17 protein-coding genes and 1 pseudogene are annotated in these 18738 nt (G+C 68.5%); 9 read left to right on the top strand and 9 right to left on the bottom strand.

All coding sequences use genetic code 11. From position 1 onward, the window contains the following. Positions 1–46 precede the first annotated feature (46 nt). Positions 47–1570 carry a sulfatase-like hydrolase/transferase gene (locus tag ACIA8D_RS19840; protein WP_399233807.1) on the top strand — a complete coding sequence of 508 codons (1524 nt, stop codon included), beginning with the start codon at positions 47–49 and terminating at the stop codon, positions 1568–1570. Positions 1571–1576: 6 nt separating this feature from the next. Here the strand turns inward: ACIA8D_RS19840 and ACIA8D_RS19835 are convergent, their stop codons facing one another. The 3 genes from ACIA8D_RS19835 to ACIA8D_RS19825 all read right to left on the bottom strand — a co-directional run bounded on the left by ACIA8D_RS19835 (position 1577) and on the right by ACIA8D_RS19825 (position 4284). Continuing rightward, the gene (locus ACIA8D_RS19835; RefSeq protein WP_399233805.1) at positions 1577–3004 is read right to left on the bottom strand and encodes an ATP-binding protein; all 1428 of its coding nucleotides are present in this window, start codon (positions 3002–3004) and stop codon (positions 1577–1579) included. Then, positions 3001–3705: a response regulator transcription factor gene (locus tag ACIA8D_RS19830; protein WP_399233803.1), complete on the bottom strand. Its 705-nt coding sequence runs from the start codon at positions 3703–3705 to the stop codon at positions 3001–3003. Before ACIA8D_RS19830 ends, ACIA8D_RS19835 begins: the two co-directional genes overlap by 4 nt. A gap of 78 nt (positions 3706–3783) precedes the next feature. Further along, positions 3784–4284 (bottom strand): hypothetical protein, encoded by a 501-nt coding sequence (locus tag ACIA8D_RS19825; protein ID WP_399233801.1) that lies wholly within the window; start codon positions 4282–4284, stop codon positions 3784–3786. Between the two features lie 411 nt (positions 4285–4695). On the opposite strand from ACIA8D_RS19825, the gene ACIA8D_RS19820 reads away from it, so the two are divergent. Further along, positions 4696–5388 carry a DedA family protein gene (locus ACIA8D_RS19820; protein ID WP_399233798.1) on the top strand — a complete coding sequence of 231 codons (693 nt, stop codon included), beginning with the start codon at positions 4696–4698 and terminating at the stop codon, positions 5386–5388. A 554-nt stretch (positions 5389–5942) separates the two neighbouring features. On the opposite strand, the gene ACIA8D_RS19815 is transcribed toward ACIA8D_RS19820, so the two are convergent. After that, positions 5943–7106, bottom strand: a complete 1164-nt coding sequence (locus ACIA8D_RS19815; RefSeq protein WP_399233796.1) for a permease — start codon at positions 7104–7106, stop codon at positions 5943–5945. A gap of 162 nt (positions 7107–7268) precedes the next feature. On the opposite strand from ACIA8D_RS19815, the gene ACIA8D_RS19810 reads away from it, so the two are divergent. Continuing rightward, positions 7269–7514 carry a hypothetical protein gene (locus ACIA8D_RS19810; RefSeq protein ID WP_399233795.1) on the top strand — a complete coding sequence of 82 codons (246 nt, stop codon included), beginning with the start codon at positions 7269–7271 and terminating at the stop codon, positions 7512–7514. A 683-nt stretch (positions 7515–8197) separates the two neighbouring features. Here the strand turns inward: ACIA8D_RS19810 and ACIA8D_RS19805 are convergent. Continuing rightward, on the bottom strand, positions 8198–8827 hold the full coding sequence (locus ACIA8D_RS19805; protein ID WP_399233793.1) for a hypothetical protein: 630 nt from the start codon (positions 8825–8827) through the stop codon (positions 8198–8200). A gap of 249 nt (positions 8828–9076) precedes the next feature. On the opposite strand from ACIA8D_RS19805, the gene ACIA8D_RS19800 reads away from it, so the two are divergent. Together ACIA8D_RS19800 and ACIA8D_RS19795 are read left to right on the top strand one after the other, a co-directional pair. After that, a complete protein-coding gene (locus ACIA8D_RS19800) occupies positions 9077–10330 on the top strand; it encodes a cation:proton antiporter (RefSeq protein WP_399233791.1) in 1254 nt (417 codons plus the stop codon). Between the two features lie 49 nt (positions 10331–10379). After that, on the top strand, positions 10380–11681 hold the full coding sequence (locus ACIA8D_RS19795) for an ArsB/NhaD family transporter (protein ID WP_399233789.1): 1302 nt from the start codon (positions 10380–10382) through the stop codon (positions 11679–11681). A gap of 9 nt (positions 11682–11690) precedes the next feature. Here ACIA8D_RS19795 and ACIA8D_RS19790 read toward each other — a convergent pair whose 3' ends face one another. Further along, positions 11691–12200 carry a DUF6653 family protein gene (locus ACIA8D_RS19790; protein WP_399233787.1) on the bottom strand — a complete coding sequence of 170 codons (510 nt, stop codon included), beginning with the start codon at positions 12198–12200 and terminating at the stop codon, positions 11691–11693. Here ACIA8D_RS19790 and ACIA8D_RS19785 point away from each other — a divergent pair. Both ACIA8D_RS19785 and ACIA8D_RS19780 read left to right on the top strand, forming a co-directional pair. After that, on the top strand, positions 12199–12699 hold the full coding sequence (locus ACIA8D_RS19785) for a GbsR/MarR family transcriptional regulator (protein ID WP_399233785.1): 501 nt from the start codon (positions 12199–12201) through the stop codon (positions 12697–12699). The genes ACIA8D_RS19790 and ACIA8D_RS19785 overlap by 2 nt on opposite strands. 115 nt (positions 12700–12814) lie before the next feature. Beyond that, the gene (locus tag ACIA8D_RS19780; protein WP_399233783.1) at positions 12815–13297 is read left to right on the top strand and encodes a CBS domain-containing protein; all 483 of its coding nucleotides are present in this window, start codon (positions 12815–12817) and stop codon (positions 13295–13297) included. A 44-nt stretch (positions 13298–13341) separates the two neighbouring features. On the opposite strand, the gene ACIA8D_RS19775 is transcribed toward ACIA8D_RS19780, so the two are convergent. The 3 genes from ACIA8D_RS19775 to ACIA8D_RS19765 all read right to left on the bottom strand — a co-directional run bounded on the left by ACIA8D_RS19775 (position 13342) and on the right by ACIA8D_RS19765 (position 16675). Then, positions 13342–14166 carry a potassium channel family protein gene (locus ACIA8D_RS19775; protein ID WP_399233781.1) on the bottom strand — a complete coding sequence of 275 codons (825 nt, stop codon included), beginning with the start codon at positions 14164–14166 and terminating at the stop codon, positions 13342–13344. Positions 14167–14187: 21 nt separating this feature from the next. After that, a complete protein-coding gene (nhaA, locus tag ACIA8D_RS19770; RefSeq protein WP_399233780.1) occupies positions 14188–15522 on the bottom strand; it encodes a Na+/H+ antiporter NhaA in 1335 nt (444 codons plus the stop codon). Between the two features lie 688 nt (positions 15523–16210). Next, on the bottom strand, positions 16211–16675 hold the full coding sequence (locus tag ACIA8D_RS19765; RefSeq protein WP_399233778.1) for a hypothetical protein: 465 nt from the start codon (positions 16673–16675) through the stop codon (positions 16211–16213). A gap of 269 nt (positions 16676–16944) precedes the next feature. Between ACIA8D_RS19765 and ACIA8D_RS19760 the strand changes: the two genes are divergently transcribed. Continuing rightward, positions 16945–17967: a PucR family transcriptional regulator gene (locus tag ACIA8D_RS19760; RefSeq protein ID WP_399233777.1), complete on the top strand. Its 1023-nt coding sequence runs from the start codon at positions 16945–16947 to the stop codon at positions 17965–17967. Between the two features lie 92 nt (positions 17968–18059). Further along, a pseudogene (locus tag ACIA8D_RS19755) lies at positions 18060–18349 on the top strand (hypothetical protein); the annotation flags it as partial. Positions 18350–18738: the final 389 nt, after the last annotated feature.

The following is an 18738-nucleotide window of genomic DNA, read 5'->3' as shown; positions in this document are numbered from 1 at the left end:
CGGAGTTTCGGGAGCCGTTCCGATGCACCGCCGAGGAGGAGAGCCATTGAACATCGCAGGCATTCGCAGAAAGGTCCTCGTGTGGCTGGGTGTCGTCGCCCTTGCGGCCGGCCTGGTCGCGTGCCGCGGCGGAGACAGCCGGGCGGGCGAGGCCGGGGAGAGCGCGAGTGCGCACGGCAGCGCCTCGCCTCAGCGTCCCAACATCGTGTGGGTACTCACGGACGACCTCTCCTCGGACCTGGTGAACTACATGCCGCACGTGAAGGACATGCAGAAGAACGGCCTGTCCTTCTCCAACTACACGGTGACGGACTCGCTGTGCTGCCCCTCGCGTTCGTCCATCTTCACGGGCAAGTTCCCGCACAACACAGGGGTGTTCACCAATGTGGCGCCCGACGGCGGTTTCCAGACCTTCCACGACAAGGGCAACGAGTCCCATACCTTCGCCACCGCCCTTCAGGGTCAGGGCTACCGCACGGCGATGATGGGCAAGTACCTCAACGGCTACCAGCCGGACATGACCGTCAACGGCGAGAAGAACTACGTGCCGCCGGGCTGGGACGAGTGGGCCGTGGCCGGAAACGGCTACAAGGAATACGACTACACCCTCAACCAGAACGGCAGCACGGTCGACCACGGGCACGAGCCGAAGGACTACCTGACCGATGTCGTGAGCGGAAAGGGCCAGGAGTTCATCGAGAAGTCCGCGCGGGACAAGAAGCCCTTCATGCTCGACATCTCCACGTTCGCCCCGCACGGCCCGGCCACCCCGGCGCCGCAGGACGAGGGCACGTTCAAGGATCTGGAACTGCCGAGGCCGCCCGCCTTCGACAAGACGCCGGAGGACGCCCCGCAGTGGCTGCAGAGCAAGAAGTCCTTCACGCCGCAGCAGGTCAAGAAGATCACCCAGACGTACCGCAAGCGCGTGCGCGCGGTGCAAGCCGTCGACCGCATGATCGGTGACCTCCAGGAGAAGTTGAAGAAGGAGGGCGTGTACGACGACACCGTCTTCGCCTTCGCCTCCGACAACGGCTTCCACATGGGCCAGTACCGGCTGATGCCGGGCAAGCAGACCGCCTTCGACACGGACGTGAACGTGCCCCTGGTCGTCACCGGGCCGGGTGTCGAGCGCGGCGCGAGCACCGACGCCGTCGCCTCCAACATCGACATCTGCCCCACGTTCACCGAACTGGGCGGCGGCGAGCCCGACCCGCGGACCGACGGGCGCAGCCTGGTGCCCCTGCTGAAGGGCGAGACACCCAAGGACTGGCCGCGGACCGCGCTGGTGGAACACCACGGCCCCAACACCTCGCCCGACGACCCCGACAAACCCCGTAAGGGCAGCGGCAATCCACCCTCCTACGAGGCGCTGCGCACCGGCCGGTACACATACGTCGAGTACCGGAACGGATCCCACGAGTACTACGACCGTGCCAAGGACCCGGACATGCTGCACAACACGTACGCGCGGCTGCCGTCGGACGCGAAGGCACAACTCACTTCGAGGCTCAAGAAGTTGCAGGACTGCAAGGGGTCGAAGGAGTGCGGTGCCGCTGCCGCGTCCGGTTGATCCGCATCACGAACCGGGCGCCATGGGGAGCCGGACGGTGATCCTGGTCCCCTCCCCCGGCCCACTGGCCACGTCGACGGTGCCGCCGTGCGCGTGGGCGATCGCCGCGACGATGGCGAGGCCCAGGCCGCTGCCGTCGCCGCTGTGGGCCGGGTCACCCCGGTAAAAACGGTCGAAGACCCGCGGCAGCGCCTCCTCGGGGATGCCCGGGCCTTCGTCTGCGACGGCGAGTGTCACCTGCGCGGGGACCGGGCCACCGGTGTGCAGACGCACCCGCGCGGGAATTCCGGACGGGGTGTGCTCGCGTATGTTGGCCAGCAAGTTGTCGACCACGCGCCGCAGTTGCTCGGCGTCGCCGCGCACGCGCGCGCCGTCCTCGGTGTGCACGGAAACGGAGAGATGCGGGTCGACGACGCGGGCGGCCGACACGGCGTCGCGCACGACCCCGGACAGGTCGACGCGGGAGCGTTCGCGGACCGGTGCGCTGTCGAGCCGGGCGAGCAACAGCAGGTCGTCGACGAGCCGTTGCATGCGCAGCGCCTCGGTGGTGATGCCGTTCATGACGCGCTCGCGCTGGGCGGGGGTGGTGACGGCCCCCTGGTGGTGCAGGTCCGCGTAGCCGAGCACCGCGGTGACCGGGGTGCGCAGTTCGTGCGAGGCGTCGGCGACGAAGCGGCGCAGCCGGTCCTGGGTGGTGCGCTCGACGGCCAGCATGGTGTTCAGGGCCAGGCCGAGCCGCCCGACCTCGGTGTCCTCGTCGGCCGGTGCGACCTGACCGCCGTGGTCGCCCGACGCGATGGCGTCGGCGTCGCGCGCCATCGACTCCAGGGGGCGCAGGCCGCGGCGCAGCACGCACAGGCCCGCGCCCGCGAGCAGCACCAGCACGCCGCCGGTCGCCGCGGCCTCGACGATCAACACCTGGCGCAGGGTTCCCTGCACCTGATCCAGGGGCGTTGCCGCGACCAGCGTGCCGCGTCCCGGCACCCGCTGCACCAGCAGCCGGTAGTCGGGGCCACCGGACTCCGCGGGCCCCACCGTGAGCGCGCCCGCGCCGCGGACCTCGGACAGCGGGTTCGGCACACGCGGCGCGGCGTCCTCCGGGTCCCGCAACTGGGTCACCAGATCCCGAACGGTGCCGTCGGGCCGTCGCAGTTGGAGGTAGAACTCCGAAGCGCCGAGCAGTCGGACATCGTTGCCGAGCTTCCCGTCGGGCCCCGCCTGTTGCAACTGCTGCGCCGTGCGCTGCCGCACGGCGCGCAGGGTGGTGTCGGTGCGGTGCATGAGATCGCTGCTGAGCGCCGTGTACACGACGGCGTCCAGGGCGATCAGGGCGACGGCGGCCAGGGTGAGCAGCGCGAGCAGGAGGCGGCCGCGCAGCGACCGGGGCCGGAGCCGTAGCCGAACGGAGCGGCGCCGGGGCTCGTCCCGCTTCATGCGGTGCCCTGGTCGCGCAGGATGTACCCGACGCCTCGCCGAGTCTCGATCAGGCCGGGCCCGAGGGCGTCGAGCTTGCGGCGCAGGTAGGAGACGTACGTCTTCAGCACCCCGTGGTCGCCCTCGCCGAAGTCCCATACATGTTCCAGCAGTTGCTCGTGGGTCAGGACCCGGTTGCGGTTGAGCAGCAGGTGGCGCAGGAGCTTGTACTCGGTGGGCGAGAGTTCCACCAGCACGCCGGCCCGGCGCACCTCGTACGTATCGGTGTTCATCTCCACGTCCCCGCAGACGACGAGGCTGGACTCGGCGCGACTGTCACCGCGGCGCAGAACGGCGCGCACCCGGGCGGCGACCTCGGCCAGCCGGAACGGCTTGGTGATGTAGTCGTCGGCGCCCAGGTCGAGGCCGCCCACGATGTCCCGCCCACTCTCGCGCGCGGTCAGGAAGATCACGGGCGTCGTGGCGCCGGCCCGCCGCAGTCGCCGCACCACCTCGAACCCGTCGATGTCGGGCAGCATGACGTCGAGCAGCACCAGATGAGGGTCATGGTCACGGACGGCCGCGAGCGCGGCCCGGCCGGTCGCCGCCTGGTCCACCTCGTATCCGAGGAACTCCAGTGAGGTGACCAGGACGTCGAGGATGGCCGGCTCGTCGTCGACAACGAGTAGCCGGGTGCCGGGCGGGACCTCTGGTGCGCTCATTCCGGCATGGTGACATTGCTTCCTGAGCGACTTCGCCGTATGCACGGGCCCGAGCGGCCGTCATGGATCCGGCCCGTCTCACAGTTTGCCGGTCACGACTCCCCGCCAGGTCCACCCGGCGGCCAGCACGGCCTTCTGCAGGGGTTCCTTCAGGTCCGCCGCGTCGAAGCTGAACGTCTCCGTGGACTCAACGCCGCCGGCCAGCGTCCAGCATTTCGACGTCGTCCGCACCCGGCCGCGTCGGCTCTCGGCCGAGATCGCCAGCGTGGGGACACCTCCGGACCACGTGACCTCGTACTGCTGGTCGAGGGACCGGATTTCGCCCTTCGCCGGGACCAACCGCATGCGCACCTGAAAGACCCGGCTCACCTCGCTGCGTACGAAGAAGGTCCGCCAGACCGGGTCTGTCAGACGCCATTCGGCGACCAGATCCGCGCCCTCGTCACGGCCGCCGCGAATGACATAAGGGACGTCGGGACGGTTCAGGCCGAGCAGTGCCTCGCGCACCTCGGTCGTGGACCGTGGAGCCACGCCCACGTCGGGGCGCCTGGTTCCGGTCAGCCGGTCGAAAAGTCCCATGACGTCAACCTATGGGGCCTCAGATCGACGGCTCAAGACGACCGCAAACAAAAAGGCCGTCCCTGCACAACGGCAGAAACGTCCTCCGACCTGCAAGAGCTGGTCGGGACGACAGGAATTGAACCTGCGACCCCTGGCCCCAGGCGAACTACACGTCCAGGGTTCGCAGTTCAGCGCTTCCGTCCGGCCGACCCCACCGGCGTTCCGGGCGGTGGACTACAGGAAATTGCTGGCAACTTCCGTCCGGCCCCAGGGGCATGTGGCCGTGTCCCGCCTCACCGAGCCCCTGCGGAAAACCCCACCCAACTCGACGGTAATCCGCATACCGGCGCTGATCCACGGTTTCTAGCGTTGCCGGCACATCTCGGCGCCTGTACGGCAGCCGCCGCCCCGCCAGCTTGGAGAAGCCTCATGGATCTCGTGACTCTTGCTCTGCCCCAGGAACCCGCAGGTGGCATCGCGGGCTGGGCAGCGGACCTCGTGGACACGATGGGAGGCCCGGGAGCCGGCCTTGCCATCGCCCTGGAGAACCTCTTCCCGCCGCTGCCCAGCGAGGTGATCCTGCCCCTGACCGGCTTCGCCGCCGGTCAGGGCGTCATCAATCTGGCATCTGCGCTGTTCTGGACCACGCTCGGCTCAGTGGTCGGCGCCGCCGCCCTCTACTGGACCGGCGCACTGTTCGGCCGTGAGCGCCTGCACGCCATCTGGGCCCGGTTTCCGCTGGTCAAGGGATCCGACGTGGAGCGAACCGAGTTGTGGTTCTCCAAGCACGGCACGAAGGCCGTCCTCCTGGGCCGCATGGTGCCCATCTTCCGCAGCCTCATCTCGGTCCCGGCCGGTGTGGAGCGCATGCCGCTGCCGATCTTCCTGTCCCTGACCGCTCTCGGCAGCCTCGTCTGGAACTCGGTCCTCGTGATGGCGGGTTACTGGCTGGGGGAGCAATGGGACGCCGTAGAGACCTACGTCGGACTGCTTTCCAAGGCCGTCCTCGTGCTGGTCCTCGTCGCCATCGTCATCTACGTGACAATGCGCATCCGGTACAGGAAGCAGCCACAGGCTCGACACCAGGCCCGCATCGCCGCCCGTCCCGACTCGCGACGATGACCGGCAGAGCTACCAGCCCCCGTCGCTTGCCCGCCCAGTCCGGGCGACCTTGCTCCGGTCGTGCAGCGTCACTAGTGTCGGCAGGTGTGAAGGGGGATCCGGCAGACGCGGACAGCCATCGTCCTCCGCCCGACGCCCGGTCCGCGTCCGGAGGCAGCTGCGGCCCTCACACCTGCGGTGGAGTCGGCGCCGCGCCCTCTCCGCGCCGCCGGTGTCCTACTCAGCTGCTTCACGGCTGTGCTCGGGCTGCTGTATTTCGTCCTGGCCGGTACCGTGCTCGGCGCCTTCCTCCTGTGGCCGCGCACTCGGGACCGGCCCGCGCCATGCTGGCTACGGGGGCCCGCAGGCTCACGGATGTCGAGCGCTCGCGGCGCTCCGTGTTCTTCCATGACAGGTTCCCCGAGCACCATGCCACCGACCCGCAGGTGCTGCGCTATCTCGCGGCCCGTACCGGGTCTGGCTCGTCGTACGGCCCGGTCAAGCTGTCCATCCGTACGGTCGTCGAGAACACGGCCGGCGGACGCTCCGTGCGGCGCGGGAACGACGGCCGCTTGTCATTGGTCGGCGGCGCCGCCCCCGCCCTCGCCGTCCGGGGCACCACCCATCATGCGCAGCATCCCGATCCCGCCGGTGCGCACGAACCGCACCACCAGCGCCGCGGCCAGAACAAGGAAGGCCATGTTGAGCCAGGTCGTGTAGTTCCACACGATGCCGCCCTCGGGCAGCCGCGCGTTGGACCGGTCCGGTACGGCGCCGAGTCCGCCGAAGACAAGCTCGACCACGTAGCCGGCCGAGACCATGGACACGTAGAAGACCAGGAGCAGAAATGCTGCGGTGCGACGGCCGTAGTACTTCCGGTAGATGTTGAGGATCGGAAGGATCAGCAGGTCGGCGAAGAGGAAGGCGATCACGCCTCCGAAGCTGATGCCGCCCTGCCACAGCACCACCGCGAGCGGTACGTTGCCGACGGAACAGACGAACGAGGCGATGGCGACCAGCGGACCGATCACCGGGCCCCACAGCTTGGCGGCGAGCGGGTGACCGTCGAAGAACAGGGCCTGCCAGAACGAGTCCGGCACCCAGGCCGCGACCGCACCCGCGATCAGCAGTCCGACCACGAGGTCGCGCAGGATCGCGGCCCACTCCATGACGAAGACGTGGGCCACGGCGGTGAACCCGTCGGCTGAGATCAGGCGCCGCATGAAGGTGCCGTCCTTCTGCACGGACATGTCCATCGCTGCATGTCCCTCCATGGCCCCTGCCAGGCCCCGCCCGGCCTGCGCCCGGGCCTGGTTCAGGAGCCGCTCACGCAGGAACAGCCGGAACAGCACCGCCAGAAACACGATCATGAGGGGGCCGCCGACGAACTCGGCCGCTGTGAACTGCCAGCCCAACAACAGGGCCAGGATCACGCCCATTTCGAGGACGAGATTGGTCGAGGCGATCTCGAAGGCCATCGCCGCGGTGAAGTGAGCGCCCTTGCGGAACAGTGACCGCGCAAGGGCCACGGCGGCGTACGAGCAGGAAGAGGAGGCCGCGCCGAGTCCGGCCGCCAGAGCCAGGGTGCGCGGTTTGTCGTCGCCGAGATGGCGCGCGATCGACGAACGGCGGACCACCGCCTGCACGACGGCCGACAGCGTGAAGCCGAGCACCAGGGCCCAGGCGATCTCCCAGGCCATGGAGCCGGCTCGGGACAGCGCGTGCAGCACCGCATCCACGTGCAAACCTTTCGGTCGGGGCGTGAGTTCAAGTCCGCCGGAGGGCGGCCGTCGACCATGTACCCGGCGAGGCGGGAGAACGTCACCTCATTCACCCATCTTTGCACGGTGCAATAATGGGTAGAGCGACCCCGTAGGACACGACACCGTCGGGAGGTCGCCATGAACACGAGGCACATACAGCGCAGCTTCTCCTTCGCCTGCCTGGCCTGCGGGCACGGCTGGGAGAACGCCTACGACATCGACGTGACCCTCGACGAGCACGGCCGCATCAAGGCCGACTATCACCTCATGGGCCGCCCCGTGCCGTCGCCGCTCCAATCGCCGCAGTGCCCCGCCTGCGAGGGCCGTAAGATCCGCATCATGCGGCCCGGGCGTGTCAGCGCCGCCCGCTCGCACGAGCTCTGACCCGGCACCCCGGCGGCAGCCGCAGCGATACCGGGCGCCCCGCCCCCCTTCCCTTTGACGTCAATTGCATAACGCAAAAGTAGGGAAGGGGACATAGTGAACGGCATACGCAGTGAGGGATCGGCCAGACGTCCGGTCCTGGGCACCCGGGGTTCGATGATGGTGATGGCCGTGCTCGTCGGCGCGCGGGCGGGGGCGGTTCGATCGTCTTCCGCTGGTGCATCCAGACCTTCACCCGGCTCCTGTCCGGACATGACGACTACGCGGCAGCGCCCGGAAGCGACCCGGCGTTCGAACCGGAGCAGAAGAAGTGCCGCCGGGCGGTGGAAGACGGCCGAGTAGGTGGGGAACTGGCGGGCCTCGTGCGTCGGCTGGACCTTCGTGAACTTCGCGGTCCTCGGGTCGAACTCATAGGCGTCGTGGATGCCTTGGAAGTGCTTCTTGTCCAGGCCCAGCTCTCAACTCACGGCACATCTGGCGGTCTTACGCCGGGAATCCGGCAGAGCATCGGCCTACCGGCGGCCATCACGGAAGCGGACAGGAACTTCTCCACCCCAAGGAAACGAAGCCGGCACATGCCTGCCGCAGCGGAACAGCAGGACGGCCACGTCGCCCTCCGGACCGGCCCGGTCACCGGGCGAAGGCGCTACGGCTACGAGCGCCGAGCCTGGCGGGATGTGCGCTCAACTGGGGACGGGGAGCCCATGCTTGCGAGCGTAGGCCGCACGGCAGCTCTTCGCACAGAACCCCAGCGTCCGGCCCTCGTGCTCAAGAGTGACGGCCCCCCGCCCCAGGCGCACGTGCATGCCGCACATCGGGTCGACCGACATGCCTTCGGGAAGATTCGCATTCGCGGCATCACCCTGCGCCCGAAACTCCGCGGTCATGTGGCCGATGACGTCGTGAGCGGTGCCGGCCTTGCCGTCCATCCCGATGCTTCCGTCGGCGATGCCGACGACATTGATCCACAGATGCCCCTCAGGTCGCTGCCACCCGTGCGACCGATCGAGGCGTCGCACCCCTCGACGCACCATGCCGATGGTGGTCCGCGACATCTCGGCGCGCCATGCCTCCGGCACCGTGAGCGTGACCCAAAGCGGCGGCACGCACCCGGGCTCCCACGGGCCGTCGCCGGTGGTCCAGCCGTCAAGTTCGCGGAAGCCGACGTGCGTCATCGCGCGCGCACGGCGCATGGTCTCCTCCGCGACTCCCTCTTCGGCGCCGACCAACACCCGGCACAATTCGCCGGCGAGTCCCCTCCGATCGACATCGGTCAACGCACCACGCGGACTCGCGATCTCGATGAGAAACATCCGACTCCTCCATGGGTCGGCGACTCCGGCTCAATATACCCCCAGTCGGTATACATGGCCATGTCTGCTCCTGTGAGCATCCACGTTGCCGGGGCCAGGCAGTCCGCGGCCCGCCTGGGCGCCCGTCAAGGTCCTGTCAATGCCGCGTAAGGAACGTGTAGGGTCTCCTGCGGTGTGCCGGGAAGCCTGGTCGGCGTCTTGCCAGAAGTGTCTTCAGACGCGGATTTCAGACGATCGGGGTTGTCTGCCATGGTGCTCATCGCGGTATTCGGAGTGGCTCTGCTGATCTCGGTGCTGCTGTCCGGCCTCGCGGCCCGCACCGTACTGTCCACCTCTTTCCTCTTCCTCGTCGGCGGCGCACTCGTCAGCGACGGTTTCCTGGGCCTCATTCACATCACGCCGGACAGCGAGATCGTGACCGTGACGGCCGATCTCGCGCTCTTCGCCGTGCTGTTCACCGACGGCATGCACGTCTCCTTTCCGAAGCTCCGCGAGAACTGGAAGAACCCGGCCCGCGCCCTCGGCCTGGGCATGCCGCTCGCCTTCGTCGGCATGGCCCTGGTCACGCACTATCTGGTGGGCCTGGACTGGACGACGTCCTTCCTGGTGGGTGCGGTACTCGCGCCGACCGACCCGGTGTTCGCCTCAGCGATCGTGGGTCGCAAGGAAGTCCCGGCGAAGCTGCGGCAGCTGCTGAACGTGGAAAGCGGCATCAACGACGGCCTCGCCCTCCCCATCGTGCTGATTTTCATCGCGGCGGCCGGGCCCACGTCGGGTCACGCCGAATCGGATCTCGGAAAGATCGCCCTGGAACTGGTCAGCGGTCTGGCTTTCGGCATCGTCCTGCCGATCGCGGTCATCGCCCTGGTCCGCTTCCGCCACCTGGGCGCCGAACCCAAACTGCAGCCCCTGCTGCCGCTCGCGATCGGTGTGATCCTGTACGCCGCCTGCCACCTGACACACGCCAACCCGTACCTCGCCGCGTTCTCCGCGGGCGCCGTCCTCACCGCCCGCTCGACAGAGGCGAAAGAGGCATTCGAACCGCTGGGCGAGGCACTCGCCGAACTGGCCAAGTTCGCCGCCCTGTTGGTGTTCGGTGCCCTGCTCACGCCGCACCTATTCGGAGAACTGTCCTTGGGCGGATACGTCGCCGTGGTCCTGTCCATCGTGTTGATCCGTCCCGCATCGCTCCTGCTGTCCCTGTACGGCACCGGCTTCGAGCGCAAGGAGAAGCTGGTGGCAGCCTGGTTCGGCCCGAAGGGCTTCGCATCCGTGGTCTACGGACTGCTCGTGCTGCAGGCCGGGATCCCACAGGGCGAGCAGGCGTACACGCTGATCGCGATCTGCATCGCGTTCTCGATCATCGCGCACAGCAGTACGGACGTCCCCATCGCCCGGCTCTTCGACGTGGAGGAGCTGGTCGGCGTTCCGGAGCAGCACACGGACCGAACGCGCAAGGGGGCGGCCTCGACCGACCGCACCAACACCCCGAGCGGGCCGTAGGGGCGGCGGCAGTGATCGGACACCGGAATTTCCAAGAACACGGAGCATCGTGAACGACTGGCACAGCTGGGCGGCCATCGCCGTCTTCGTCGGCGCCTACGCCCTCATCATCAGCGAGAAGGTGCACCGCGTCGCCGCCGCACTCGGCGGCGCCGGGCTGATGCTGGCCATCGGCGCCACGGACGACAGCGCCGCCTTCTACTCCGAAGAGTCCGGCATCGACTGGAACGTCATCTTCCTGCTCACCGGCATGATGATGATCGTCGGCGTACTCAAGAAGACCGGCATGTTCGAGTATCTGGCGATCTGGGCCGTCAAGAAGGCGCGGGCGAAACCGTTCCGCGTGATGGTGATGCTCGTCGTCATCACGGCCGTGGCCTCCGCCCTGCTCGACAACGTGACGACGGTGCTGCTCATCGCGCCGGTCACGCTGCTGATCTGCGAGCGCCTCGCCCTGCCCGCCGCCCCGTTCCTCATCGCCGAGGTCTTCGCCTCCAACATCGGCGGCACGGCGACGCTCGTGGGCGACCCGCCCAACATCATCATCGCCAGTCGCGCGGGCCTGACCTTCAACGACTTCCTCGTCCACCTGGCCCCACTGTCCGCCCTGTTGACCGTGGTGCTCGTGCTGCTGTGCCGGATCATGTTCCGCAAGGCATTCGAGTACGACGAGGAGCGGGCGGCCGAGATCATGGCGCTCGAGGAGCGCGAGGCCATCAAGGACCCGCGACTTCTCATCCAGGGCCTCGCCGTCCTCGCACTGGTGGTCGCCGGTTTCGTGCTGCACCCGGTCCTGCACTACGAGCCCAGCGTCGTCGCGCTGCTCGGCGCGGGTGTCCTCGTCGCCGTCTCCACCGTCGAGACCGGCGAGGTCCTCTCCGAGGTCGAGTGGCCCACGCTCGCCTTCTTCGCGGGCCTGTTCGTAATGATCGGCGGCCTCATCGAGACCGGTGTGATCGGCGAGATCTCCAAAGCTCTCGCCGGCGTGATCGGCGGCAGCGAACTGGGCGGCTCGATGGTGTTGTTGGGCGCCTCGGCGGTGCTGTCCGGCATCGTCGACAACATCCCCTATGTCGCCACCATGGCCCCCATCACCGCCGACCTCGTCCACAACATGGGCGGCGCCGGCGGCCACGTCATGTGGTGGGCCCTCGCCCTCGGCGCCGACCTCGGCGGCAACGCCACCGCCATCGGCGCCAGCGCCAACGTCGTCGTCCTCGGCATCGCCGAACGCAATCGGCAGCCCATCTCCTTCTGGCAGTTCACCAAGTACGGCCTCGTCGTCACGGTCGTCACGGTGGGCGTCTCGGCCCTGTACGTGTGGCTGCGCTACTTCGCCCTTACTGGTTGAGGGGCGGCGTCAAGCAGCACGCTCGCTCCGGTGGGTCTCCTGGTGCCGCTGGAAGAGCAGGCCGTAGCGGTCGATGCGCCACAACTGGGCGAGGACGACCATCATGGTGCCCAGGACCAACGGCCAGGCCTGTAGGGCAGCGAGGCCCCAGGCGATCAGAGCGAAGCCGACGAGTCCGGTTGCCATCAGGTAGTTGAGGACGGCCTTGTGCTCTGCCGGGGCCTGTCCGGTGACGTGCAGCTGCTCACCGTAGATGCCGCGAGCGGACCAGCAGACGGGCTCTACCGGCCCGAACATCCGCACGTTCAGCGAGAAGAGCCAGACGAGCACGACGGCGACGCCGACAAGGCTCCACCAGCCGATCCAGGTCCGGCTCCAGATCGCCAGCTCGAAGGCCGGGACGGCGGCGAAGCGGGTCCAGACGCTCCAGGGGTTGGCGTGCCTCTTCCATGCTTCGTCGGTCATGCCATGCGCCCTGGCGACTGCACTCTTGATGTCTCCCACAATGTTTGGCGCCATGAGCGACGACAAGCAGCGGCTCCGGGACACCGCCGAGAGGCTGGCGTTGATCCTTGCGCAGGGCGGGATGCAGAAGACCAACGCGCGTGTGATGACGGCACTGCTGTTTTCACAGCAGGAGACCTTGACCGCTGCGGAGTTGTGCGAGGAGCTGCGGATCAGTTCCGGGGCGGTGTCCGGGGCCGTGAAGCAGCTGACGCCGATCGGGCTCCTGGAGCGAGTGCCGACGCCGGGCAGCCGCCTGGATCATTACCGCTTCACGGACGGAGCCTGGGCGAAGTTGATGGGCCAGCAGAACCAGCTCCTGGCCACCATGAGTTCCGTGGCGCAGGAAGGGATGACGGCATCCGGCGGGCCGGACACCGCCGCAGGACGTCGGATGCGGGAGATGGAGGACTTCTACGGCTTCATACAGCGCGAGGTGGGTCCGCTGATCGACCGCTGGCGCACCGAGTTCGCCGCGAAGGGTGACACTGCCTCTGGGCTTGCTCCGAGGTGAACGTCCAGCGCTCCGTCATCCCGCGCCGGATGACTCCCGGCGATGAGCTGGCCAGTTCGCGCCCGACGTACGACCCTGGCCTCAGAAGGCCTTCCAGCTAACTGAGGAGCAGGCAGTGCGCGCACGGGATCTGGCAGTGGCTTACCAAGCGGTGGCCGTCGACAGCGACGCCACGGAGGCGGCCCGCCTGATGGCCGAGAACAAGCTGCCCGGCCTGCTGGTGGTCGATGAACAGGGCGAACCCCGAGCCATCCTGCCCGCTTCGCAGCTGGTGAAAGTGCTCGTGCCCGCGTACGTCATCGAAGACCCGGCCCTCGCCGCGGTGATTGACGAAAAGCACGCCGACCTTCTCTGCCGGGCACTGCACGGTCGCTCCGTCGGCGACTGTCTCTCCGAGAAGGCCCCGCCTCCGCCGATCGCCGCACCCGACGACACTGCGGTCGAAGTCGCCGCATTGATGGCCCAGGTCCGCAGCCCGCTGGTAGCGGTGGTCGAGCGCGCCAAGGACGGAGCGCACCTGTTGGGCGTCATCACGGCATCGCACCTGCTGCACGAACTCCTCGGCGCGGAAGGAACATCGCACCTTCCGCCGAGCTGACACAGTCGCGCTCCGGAACACCGCCGCGGCGTAGAGCCCTGAAGTCAGCCGGAGTGATTGCGCTGGGCGTCGGCTGCCCGTGCGGACGCTTCCGAAGCTTCGGTCTGCGCGGGGACCTCCTGGCCGCCCGGTGCCCCGTGCGGCCGTTGAGCATGCAGCGACACCACCTGGGCGCGCAGCGACCTGACTTCCTCGGTCAGCGCCTCGATCGCCGCTGTCTGCCGCTGCTCCTGGGCATCGTCCTTCTCGAAGTTCGCGATGAACCAGGCCGCGATGTTCGCTGTGACCACACCGAGCAGAGCGATGCCGGAGAGCATCAGCCCAATGGCCAGCGCCCGTCCGGCACCGGTGGTCGGCGCCATGTCCCCGTAGCCGACCGTGGTCATGGTCGTGAAGGCCCACCAGAAGGAGTCGCCCAGCGTGTGGATCGATGCGCCCGGCCTGCCTCGTTCCACTTCCAGTACCGCCAGCGCGCCGAATACCAGCAGCCCCGCGCAACAGCCCGCGACATACGTCGTGACGCGCACCTGGGTCGCCATCCTTGCCCGCTGACCGACCAGCAGGAGCAAGGACACGAGCTTGAGCAGCCTCAGTGGCTGGAGCATCGGCAGTGCCACGGCGAGCAGCGCCAGTGGATTGGCTCGTACAAAGCGCAGCCGGTCGTCGGCCAGTCCGAAGCGGACCGCGTAGTCGACGGCGAAGGCGCCCCACACTCCCCAGCTCGTGATGTGACACGTGGTCATCACCGCCTCGGCGGCGTCCGGGGCCACGATCGGCAGGGCGTACGCGACGGAGAAGGCCACGGCCAGCAGCAGGAGCGGCCCCTGAGTACGTCGCTCCCAGCGGGCTCGTGCGTGGTCGGTTGTCATGGGCAGCATCGTAGGCGCTGCTCAGGAGGGCTTTGCGTACCGATGTCGGCGGCCCGGACCCTGCCGGGCTGCCGGACTCCGGCCATATGAGCCAGGGGCTCCGGTGCGATGCGGAGCGGCGGTTTTCGACTCGTCGAGCTGTCTGTAGTGCCTGTTCCGCAGCCTCAGCAGCACGCAGGCGACGACCGCCGCGATCAACGATCCGAGAAGTACTGCGGATTTGATGTGCTCCTGCTGCGCCGGTTCCGGGTAGGCGAGTTCACCGATGAGCAGGGAGACCGTGAATCCGATCCCGGCCAGCACGGCCAGAGCGAACACATCTGCAAGTACGAGGCGGGGGCCCAGCCGGGCACGGGTGAAGCGGAGGGCCAGGTACGTGCCGCCGAACACCCCCAGCACCTTGCCCGCGGCGAGGCCGAGCGCCACACCAAGCGGCTCCGGCTTCGTGAGCACGGCTCCAAGAGTGTCGCCGGTGACGCTCACTCCGGCTGCGAACAGGGCGAACAGTGGAACAGCCATACCGGCGGAGAGCGGACGGATCTGGTGGACGATGCGCTCGACCGGACGCTGCCCGGTCCGCTTGTCCTTCGCCACCCGCAGCAACAGCCCCATGGCGACGCCGGCCACGGTGGCGTGGATGCCGCTGGCGTAAGTGAGGCACCAGATCAGCAGGGCCAACGGGACGTACCAGTACCAGCCGTGCACCTGCCGGTGATGCAGGAAGGCAAGGAGGGCAAGCCCGAGTGCGGCTGCCCCGAGCGTGGGCAGATGGATCGTCGAGGTGTAGAAGAGCGCGATGACGAGGATGGCACCGAGGTCGTCGACGATCGCGAGGGTGAGCAGAAAGGCGCGCAGCGCGGACGGCAGGTGGGTGTTGATCACGGCCAGCGCACCGAGGGCGAAGGCGACATCGGTGGCCATGGGGACGGCCCACCCGTTCCAGGTTCCTCCGCCGGCGGTCACGACGACGCCGTAGACGAGGGCCGGAACCACCATGCCGCTCAGTGCCGCGATCATGGGCACGGCCGCGGCCTTCGGATCCCGCAGCTCACCGACGACCAGTTCGCGTTTCAGCTCGGCGCCCGCGATGAAGAAGAAGATCGTGAGCAGTCCGTCGGCCGTCCAATGGGCCACGGAGAGGTCCAGGCCCAGCGCCCCGCTGCCGAAATGGAAGTCCCGCACCGCCTCGTACGAGCCACTCAGCGGCGAGTTGGCCCACGCCAGTGCCAGCACGGCTGCCACGAGCAGCACGATGCCGCCGACTGTCTCCGTCCGCAGAGCGTTGCCTATGAAGGCGCGCTGCGGCAAGGGGAGTCGGCCGAGGAAGGTGCGGGACCCCGGAGTGCGGTGGTTCATGTGGCCGGCCGCCCCTGCCGGCTGGAGCCCGGTGCGTCCCCCGGCCGGTCGCGGCCCCGCCGATGATCCCGCCGGGGCCGGCGCCGGATCACGCGTACTCGGCCACGGCCCGCGCATACGCAGCACCGCAGTCGTGCTGCGCGAGCCCGATGCCGGTCGACCCGGACGGCCCTCGATCTGTGTGGACGCGGCGAGGAACCGCTGGCACGACCGTCTCGCGGGCGGGAAGGACCACGGCCAGGGCCAGGCGCCCGTCGGCGCGGCCGTTTTCTCGGCCCGCGGCGGTCCGTCTGAGAGGACAGCGTGGCGGGGCCCCGTACCGGGTCGGTGTCCTGCTCGTCCGGGGCGGTGCCGCCGCCGTTGAGGATGGCGGTGAGAAGGATTCCCAGGAAGGCGACGACCACGTAGATCGTGGCGGCCTTCACCCACCGCGGGCGCCGCTTCTGCGTTGCCTCGTGACGGTCACTGGACTGCGCCGCGGGCTCATCGGCAAACTGCCGGTTCAACGCCTCCATGATCGAAACCAGTGCGGGGTCCTGCTCCGCCAGCTGCCGTTCGAGCAGCGCGAGGATGCGCCGGTCGTCCATCTCAGGATTCATGACAACCACCTGGGACCATGAGCGTCAGGAACGGTCGGACGAATACGCGAGTGATCGTCACAGCGCACGCTGCACCATCGCAACGCCGGTCAGCGGAGCGGCCCTTGGCGCAGCGATGCCAGCAGGCGCGCGGCCGTCACGGCGCCCACCGGCCGGGCATCGCCGTCGGCACCGGGCTCCGTCACGACCACCAGCGGAGCGTCCGTACGCGCCATCACCTCGGCCAGCTCCATGACCGTACGGTCCACGGCGATGGACGGCGGGCGGGCCCGGCCCGCCGCACGGCAGTCGGCGACCACTCGCCCGGGCACCACACGCAGCTGGTCGGCGTGCGCCTCGTCGACGACGCGGGCGAGCAACGGGTCCAGTGCGACGTAGGAAGGCAGACACGCTCCGATCAGCTGGCCCGCACTCAGCATGCCGGTCGGACGTCCTCGCGCACCCTGGATGAGGAGTGCCGGAAGTCGCTGATCCGCCAGCAGGTCGGCAGCGGCGGTGAGGGGCTCGCGCGGGTCGATGAATGTGCAGGGCTCGGCAAGTTCACGTACGCGCATGGCGACTCCCGGGCAGTCGGTGCTCGTCCATGGATCGGTCCAGGGCGCCTGGCGGAGGACGGAGCGGTTCATGCGCCGCCCTGTGCGGTGCCTCGGAAGGTCTGGCAACGGAGACCTACCCGGCCCAGGTACGGAAACCCTTGCCGGACCTGTGCACCTGCTGACAACTGAAGGTGTTCTTCCTTGCCGACCCATGGCAAAGTAAAAGCAAAGTAGTGGCCGGTCGCAGGCAAAGCGTATGACCCGGCGAACGTGACGAGGTGGTTCCGGTGAACGCACTCGATGACGACGACCGTGCCCGTCTTCACGAGCTCGCGGCACGTGCGGCCGAGAACGGCACGCCCTTGCGCACACTTGTGGAGGCCCATCTGAGGGTCGACGACCACGACATCGCACATCCGGCACTCCCAGGGACCGCACCGATCCCCGCGCACGTCCTGCGCCTCGTGCGCGACACGACGATCGCTCTCACCGAGGGCTATGAATCCGGGCACCGCGCGGCGATCCGCCACGAGGAAGAGATGCGCCATGTGTTCCTGGACGGCCTCCTGCGCGGCACCGAGGACCTGGGCCGTCAGGCGGAGCGCGCGCACAGCATCGGCTTCCAGCTCACCGGGCCGCACCGAGTCGCCGTGGCCCGGGCCGAGGCACCCTTTGCCGCGACCGACGCAGCCACACGCTACGTGGAGGAGGCGATGACCTCCTGCCGCAGCAAGGGCCGCTCTGCCTGCCTGGTCGCGGCCAGGGACGAGCTTCTTGTCTGTGTGTCAGCGGGATCCGACGCGGACATCTGCGAGCGGTTCGGGCGGCGGGTCCATGGCTCGGCGGCCTCGCACCCGCAGGTGGCCATCAGCCGGCCTCGTCCGGGGGCGAGCGGCGTCGCGCTCGCCTACCGCGAAGCACGGGAGACCCTGGACATCGCCGCGCGCCTGGCCATGCCGGCGCCCGTGATCCACGCTTCCGAACTCCTGGTCTTTCAGGTCCTGGGCCGGGACCGTGCGGCCATCACGGACCTGGTCGCCACCGTCCTGGGCGGACTGGAGCAGGCCCGCGGCGGCGCGGGGACGCTTCTGCGCACGCTCAGCGCCTACTTCGAAAGCAGTTGCGCGCACACCGTCACTGCCCGCCGACTCGGGCTCAGTGTCCGGGCTGTCGCCTACCGCATGGCCCGGGTCCGGACCCTGACGGGCTACGACCCCGCGGTCCCGGATCAGCGGTACGCCCTGCAGACCGCCGTGTTGGGGGCCCGTCTGCTCAACTGGCCGGCGCACCCCTTGCAGCCCCCGGACTGAGTGGGGCGGCCCGCGCGACCCAGATGCGACATGGGACCGGCAGCAGATCTCCAACCAGCTCAGGTCCCTGCTGCGTGAGCACGATGACGTCCCGATGGGTGAAGAACAACCGCCTCAACCACGCCGGCTACCTCTGGGCCTTCTCTGCCATTACCGCCTCACCGGGCGCCAAAGCCCACTACCGCAGGCGCTGCGACGGCCACGGCGACTGGCACGCTGCAACACAGAGGAACCTCTCCAACCGCATGCTTGGCCGCTCTACCACTGCCTTAAGCACGGCCAGCCATTCGAGGAGGCCGTCGCCTCCCCACCGTCGCAACTGCGGCTCTCGCAGCATGAGACCCTCAGCCACCGATTGACAGGGACCAGCGCTCTTGGATGACGGCCTGCTTCCGCTCAAGTTCCGCATCCATTACGCGGTTGGTGAGGGTCCCCGGAATCGTGAGCGAGCGTCCATGGGTCCTGATGGCACGAAGGTCCGACCAGGTTCCGCTCCGTGAAACCCGCTGCCGTTTTTCGATGCGCGCGACCTCGCTCCAGGGAACCACTCGCCTGCGGACGAAGGTGCGGAACTGCATCCCTGTCGTGGTCAGAAAGGTCTGGCCATAGATCGAGTTGATCGTGCTCAACACCGCGACTGCGGAGAAGGCCCCTAGGCCACCGACCCACCACCACTTGCCCGGCTCATGCATGGTCAGGCTCATTGCCACGATCACAACACCGAGCGCCAGCGTCAGGATGCCGGCCCGCCACCAGTATCGCTTCCGATCA

The sequence above is a fragment of the Streptomyces sp. NPDC051684 genome, from assembly GCF_044453445.1.
In the GTDB taxonomy this organism is placed as follows: Bacteria; Actinomycetota; Actinomycetes; order Streptomycetales; family Streptomycetaceae; genus Streptomyces.
The sequence above is the reverse complement of the archived record's forward strand: the minus strand, read 5'-3'. Positions and strand labels throughout refer to the sequence as shown.